This window comes from Chloroflexota bacterium (genome assembly GCA_016219275.1).
Lineage (GTDB): Bacteria > Chloroflexota > Anaerolineae > UBA4142 > UBA4142 > JACRBM01.
In genome coordinates, this window is the sequence record JACRBM010000028.1 from 70,867 (window position 1) to 77,068 (window position 6,202).

Below are 6,202 nucleotides of genomic sequence, written 5' to 3' on the forward strand. Positions count from 1 at the left end.
TTTTGTGGCGCTCGATTGGTGTCCGTTCGCAGTGAAACGTTTGATCGTTAGCGATAATTTTTCGGTTGGTCGTGATGAGCGATCGGTACAAGCGGTCGTCCTGCATATCGCGGCGGGACCGCTCTCCGCGGTGTTCCCAACGTTCAACAATCCGGCGCGCAAGGCGTCCGCGCATTTCTGCATCGGCGTGGACGGCACGCTCGAGCAGTACGTCTCGGTGAACGATACGGCGTATGCCAACGGACTATCCTGGGTCAACAACCAATGGCAGAACGCGCGCGGCAAGGTCGTGCAACCGACCTGGCAAGACATTATCGCCAAAACGAATCCGAATCTGTACACCGTCAGCATCGAGCATGAAGGTCAATCGGACGATGAGTGGACGGACGCGATGTACGACGCGAACAATCGTCTGCTTCTCTGGCTGGCGGAACAGTTCGATCTCGCGTATGTTCCGCATCGCACGTTGATCGGGCACTATGAAATTGACCCGGTGGACAAGGCAAAATGTCCGGGTCCCCACGTCGAATACGCGCGGATGTCGGCTGAAGTCACCGCGATCCAAGCCGCGAAGCAACTAAAGTGGATGCCGATCAACGACCAAGCCGCGCTCTACAAATTCGCGCAAACAAGAAACCTGGGTTATCCGCAGACCGATGAATTTCGTGTGACCATCAACAACGTGAATTACTTTGCCCAGGTGTTCAACCTCGGCATCGTGTATGTGAGAGACGGCGATTGGGCAAATGTCAAGTGGACGAAGAAAACTTGACGGCGAACAAGAAAGAATCCAGGTTTCTCCCAGAAACCTGGATTCTGATAAAAGACTCGCCCGGTGATCGGACGAGTTTTTTTGTTTGACCATTTTTTGATCATCCATGCTCCTTATTTTTTTGTGATATTCTCGACACCGGCAGATGCACGGTGAATGTACTTCCTTCGTTCAAACGACTCTGTACCGCGATGCGACCGCCGTGCACCTCGACGATGGCGCGCACGAGCGCCAAGCCGATGCCGGTGCTCCCATGCCCGCGTGAATGCGCGCGATCCACGCGATAAAACCGGTCAAAGATGTGCGGCAAGGACTCGGCGGGAATCCCAATCCCGGTATCGCTCACACGAATCGCGATTTCTTTTTCGGTCGCGTTCGCCGCGAGCGTGATCGTGCCGCCCGCCGGCGTGTACTTGATCGCGTTGTCGAATAAATTTCGCAACGCGATTGTCATTTGCTCTGGATTCGCAGACTCGTTCGGCAAATGCTCCGGCACATCCATACGCCAAGTCAGTTTGGCTTCTTGCACAAGCGGTTCCAATTCGTCCGCCAGTTCGTACAACAGGCGCGCCAAATCGAGTGACCTGCGCGGCGCAGGATCGCCATTCTCCACCTCGGTCAACGCGAGCAAATGATCCACGAGCCGTTGCAAATAACTGATTTCGCGCGCCATTTGACCCAGGTATCGGCGCGTCAGGTCGCGGTCTGTTTCGCCGTGCGCCTGCAACATTTCGATTCGCAAACGCAGACTCGTGAGCGGCGAACGCAATTCATGCGCGGCATTGTCCACAAACTCGCGCTGTTGTTCGATCATCGTTTGCACGCGTTCCGCCATCCGATTGAACGCGACGCCGAGGCGCGTGAGTTCATCGGGTCCCGCCGGCGCGACGCGTTCGTCGAGATGCCCGTTCGCGATGCGTTCGCTCGTCGCGGTCAGGTGTTGCACCGGCACCGCGATGTGGCGCGCGAGGAGAATGCTGGCGAACACGGCGACGATCAAAACGATTCCTCCAATCGCGCTGAGACCCAGCCATGTGCCCGCCATCGTCGCGTAAATTGGCGCAGTGGGCACGGAGAGTTGGAGATAGCCGAACACGCGCCCGTGCTCGCCGTTTGCCGGCGTAGCGACGAACAAGCGTTGTTCGTTGCGCCACTCATCCCAGCGCACGTCGAACGCGCTTGCGCCAGTCCGTGCGGCGACGAATTCCGGGTGATCGTTTTCAGAGTGCGGGCGCAGGTTGGAATCCGAAGTGAAGAGCACATTCAAATCATCGTCCACCAACGTGACGCGTCCATTTACATTTTGTGCGTACGACGCGAGCAAACTATCGAGCGAGCGTCCTTCGTACGATCGGCGCTCGCTGAATTTTTCATACGGTTCGCGCAGAGCATTCGCGATAATCTGCGCTTGCAGTTGCAACTCGTGCGCGTTTTGCTCGATGATTTGCGACGTGATGCGCCAGCCCGCGAGGAAAATCAACCCGCCGACGCCGACAAAGATCAGTGTGACGTAAGTGAGCAAAAGCCGCGACGACAAACGACGCAGAATCATTTCAACGCGCTCCCCGCGCAGTAGGATCTACAAAGCGATAACCGAATGCGCGTACCGTTTCGATATAATCCGGCGCGCCAGAATCGGTTTCGATTTTTTCGCGCAACCAGCGAATATGCACGTCGAGCGTGCGCGGACTGCCGACCCACTCGACGCCCCAGACCAAATCGAGCAAACCCTGGCGCGACATCGCTTCGCCCAGATGATCCATCAACACGACGAGCAAATCGAATTCGCGTGGCGATAATTCGAGCAACGCGCCGCGTCGCCACACCTGACGCGCGGTGCGATCCAACATCAGATCGCCGACGGTCACGCGATCACTCGCCGGCGCGGTCCCGCGATCCAGCTCGCGCCGACGCAACGCCGCGCGAATGCGCGCGATCAATTCGCGAAAACTAAATGGCTTGACGATATAATCGTCTGCCCCCAGTTCCAACCCCATCACGCGATCCATCTCTTGCCCGCGCGCGGTCAACATCAAGATCGGCGCGGCAGACTCGCGGCGCAACGCGCGACAAACGGCAAAGCCATCCATGTCGGGAAGCATCACGTCGAGCAAGACCACGTCGGGTGCGGTAGCGCGCGCGAGCGCAATCCCTTGCGCGCCGGTCGCCGCGTGCGAAACATCCAAGCCCTCGTTCTGCAAACCGAAAATCAACGGTTCAGCAATCGCTTCGTCATCTTCGATCAAAAGAATTTTCGGGGACGCATTCATCACGTCGAGTATAATGCAGAGAGACTAGGTTGGCAATGTCAGATTAGCCATAGAGCACGGTTTTTCTAAAGTCAGTTGCAGACCCATCCCCCTGCCCCCTTCCCTATACGGGAAGGGGGCAGGGGGTTAGGTTGGCAAGTGAGTCAAGCGACTTTTGAAAAGTCAGTTGCAGACCCATCTCCCTGCCCCCTTCCCTTATAGGGAAGGGGGCAGGGGGTTAGGTTGGCAAGTGAGTCAAGCGACTTTAGGTCGCAAGTTTCTAGGTACCACGCACTTCACCACGCGGAGACGCCTTTCAGGGTCAAGACGCGATACGATGTGAGGAACACGACGGATAGACCAGTGATCGCGTACAATGCCAGCATGAACGGCGCGCGCGTATCCGAACCGGCAATCATGCCGTGAACCGTGATGAACGCGAAACTGATGAACGTGCCAAAGTGCAACCAGCGCCACGCGGGAAAGCCAATCCACCGACGCACGTAGAAACTAAAGGTCAATGGGATGGACAGATAAAAACCAAGTTGTCCCAAGCCGACCCAGAAAGGTTGATAATCGAAACTCGCAAACGGAATCGCGAGTTGAATCACGGTATAACTGATATAATGATCGCCTAGCAAGATGATGATGTGAAAAAGCGCGAACGCCATACTGAGCAGACTGGAAAATTCGTGCAGATCGGTCGCGGTCGGTCCGCCGGGGAACACGCGCGCGAACTTGTTCGTGATCAACAATCCCAGGACGACGGAGAGCCACGATAACAGATACGCCACGATGCCCGATGCGCGCGACAAATCCCAGTATCCTTTTGCATCTGCGCCGAGCAAGGATTGCGCGAGCATGGGCGCCCACCGCGGCAAGACAAACACGGCGGCGAGCGCACCGCACATCACCATCATGAGCATCGTCAATATGCCGATCAACCAAATCAATGGGCGCTCTTCAAGCGCGTCCGGCTCTGTCGGTTTCAACATCATCAACTCCCGAAAAGATAACTGGGCGCGGTCGCCAACGCGGCGCGCCAAACGAAATCATCCAATCGCGCGCTTGCCACCACGCGGTGATCATCCAAGACCAATAGCCCGGCGAGGAGCGGTCGCGCGTTGAGCCAACGCATTCCAGCAGCGTGTCCCAGAATCAACGCGACCTTGGCGGCGGTTTCGGCTTGAAGCGCGCTTGGCGCGATGACCGTCGCGCTTACCACATCCGTCTCCGCCGGTTGTCCGGTGTGCGGATCAATGATGTGATGGTACACGCGCTCGCCCATTTTCCAATTGCGATAATCGCGTCCCGATGTGGCAACGCCGCCCGCGTCAATCACCAGTCGCTCGACATCGCCATCGGGATTGAAAGGATCGGCAACCGCGATTTGCCACGGCTCGCCGTTCGCCAGTGGTCCGCTGATCGCGATGTCGCCGCCGGCATCCACAAGCGCGGGCGCGACCTGGGACAAACGCCGCGCGGCTTGATCCGCCGCCCATCCTTTCGCGATGCCACCCAGGTCGAGCCGCATCTCACGCGGCAGGCACACCACGCGCGTCTCGGCGTCGTACTCAATCGCGCGCCAATCGGCAACGGGGGCAATCGAAGATGGTAGGGCATTGTCATTGTCATTTCGACGAGCGGTTTTTGCGAGGAGAAATCTCCGTTCGCTCGGGAACAAGATTTCTCGCTCCGCGCGAAATGACAAATTGGCGCGACTTTGACAAAGCCCTATCGAAGATGGCGATGCCGGCTCACGCGTTTGGATCAATTCAAAATTGCGATCGTACCCCGCGCGTTCGAGCGCGTTCAACACAGCGGGTGTCACGAGTCCATCACTGATCCGCGCCGCAATGAGCGCCTGCTCCAGTACTTGACCCAGGATTTCGCTCACTTGAAATGATTCACCCGCGTGCGCATTCAAGCGATTCAGTTCGCTGTCCACGCGAAATCGGCTGAGTGATTGTTCCCATGCTTCGAACCAGACGGGAACTTGAGCGAGTGTTTGCTCGGCGCGAGCGTGGTCCGAGTCCACCATCGCGAGCATCTGGCAACCCATCGCGCGAAATTCGAGACGCACCATCGTTACCTTTATCGCGACGAGCGCGTGCGCGCACGCGGTTGAAAGTTGTTCGGCGTTTGACGCGAACTGCTCGGCGGTTGGACTGATTGCGGGTTCGTCGGCGCAGTTTGTTGTTGCGGCGCGACCTGGGTTGGTTGCGCGGGTTGCGCGGGTTGCGCTGCTTCGCCGCGCGCGGTTGCCGGTTGCAACGTTGGACTCGACACGACCTGGTCTGCCGCCAACACTGCCCACCCGCCCAGCGTCCCGGCGAATGATGCCGCGATCATTAATGCTTTGATGCCCCAATGGTTTGATTTTCTAGTCATCATCGTCCTCCTCACCTTCGTCGTGTCTTTCGCCATCGCGATTCGACATCACCGCGCCAGTGTTCGCGTCGACATACAGCGCGCCACGTTCGTAGGCAAACTCGTACGCCAACGCGCTGTTGTAGAGAACCAATTCCGGCGCGCGCGTAAACCGAGTGCGCGGCGCGGCGTTCATCGCGAAGGTCGTGGCTTGCTGTGGCGTCAATTGGATGGCTTGAGACGATGTGACCGGCGCGTTCGGTTGCGCGTTCGCTTGTCCACCATCGAGCGTATTCGATGCAACTTCGTTTGCCGCGCTCGTTTGCGCGTTTGCCTGAACGCTCGCGGCAGACGGCGAGAATTGGTACACCAACACCATCGCGACGACGCCGCACATCACGACGAATACAAACGCGGTGATTGTGCCAGCCAATCCAAATGCTACTCGTTGAGTCATGGTTTCCTCCCGACTTGTTGATCCAAGTGTAACGCAATTATCGTTTCGGTTGGTTAATCGCGCTTTAGGATAACGTTATGGTTGTGTTAAGGTGCAACCGCTTGACAGCGTGCGAACGCGACGCTAAAATCGCGGCGTTTCAATAGACTTTATTGAAAACAACTTTTGCCTCTCGCCAAGACGCAAAGCACGCAAAGAATCATATTGAAAAAACGTAACTGCTCAGGCGGTTGATGCAGGTTGCGTAGCCAAGATGGGCGGCACATAGGGTGTTCCTTGCAACGCCGACTTGAGTGCATCCAAGACCCGCTGTCCGTTTTTCTGCGCGGTGGAAATGTAACTGCGAACTTGGCA

General features: G+C 57.3%; 7 protein-coding genes. 1 reads left to right on the forward strand and 6 read right to left on the reverse strand.

What is annotated here, in order from left to right:
* Nucleotides 1–4: 4 nt before the first annotated feature.
* Nucleotides 5–772 (forward strand): N-acetylmuramoyl-L-alanine amidase, encoded by a 768-nt coding sequence (locus HY868_05925; GenBank protein ID MBI5301654.1) that lies wholly within the window; start codon nucleotides 5–7, stop codon nucleotides 770–772.
* A 100-nt stretch (nucleotides 773–872) separates the two neighbouring features.
* On the opposite strand, the gene HY868_05930 is transcribed toward HY868_05925, so the two are convergent.
* The 6 genes from HY868_05930 to HY868_05955 form a co-directional block, all read right to left on the reverse strand.
* Nucleotides 873–2,324, reverse strand: coding sequence for a HAMP domain-containing protein (locus HY868_05930; protein MBI5301655.1), 1,452 nt, complete (start codon nucleotides 2,322–2,324; stop codon nucleotides 873–875).
* A 1-nt stretch (nucleotide 2,325) separates the two neighbouring features.
* Nucleotides 2,326–3,042: a response regulator transcription factor gene (locus tag HY868_05935; protein MBI5301656.1), complete on the reverse strand. Its 717-nt coding sequence runs from the start codon at nucleotides 3,040–3,042 to the stop codon at nucleotides 2,326–2,328.
* Between the two features lie 275 nt (nucleotides 3,043–3,317).
* The gene (locus HY868_05940; protein ID MBI5301657.1) at nucleotides 3,318–4,016 is read right to left on the reverse strand and encodes a hypothetical protein; all 699 of its coding nucleotides are present in this window, start codon (nucleotides 4,014–4,016) and stop codon (nucleotides 3,318–3,320) included.
* A gap of 2 nt (nucleotides 4,017–4,018) precedes the next feature.
* On the reverse strand, nucleotides 4,019–5,107 hold the full coding sequence (locus HY868_05945; GenBank protein ID MBI5301658.1) for an FAD:protein FMN transferase: 1,089 nt from the start codon (nucleotides 5,105–5,107) through the stop codon (nucleotides 4,019–4,021).
* 8 nt (nucleotides 5,108–5,115) lie between these two features.
* Nucleotides 5,116–5,412: a hypothetical protein gene (locus tag HY868_05950; GenBank protein MBI5301659.1), complete on the reverse strand. Its 297-nt coding sequence runs from the start codon at nucleotides 5,410–5,412 to the stop codon at nucleotides 5,116–5,118.
* Entirely contained in the window at nucleotides 5,405–5,848 is a 444-nt protein-coding gene (locus HY868_05955) for a hypothetical protein (protein MBI5301660.1), read from the reverse strand. The genes HY868_05950 and HY868_05955 overlap by 8 nt, the downstream gene beginning before the upstream one ends.
* Nucleotides 5,849–6,202 lie beyond the last annotated feature (354 nt).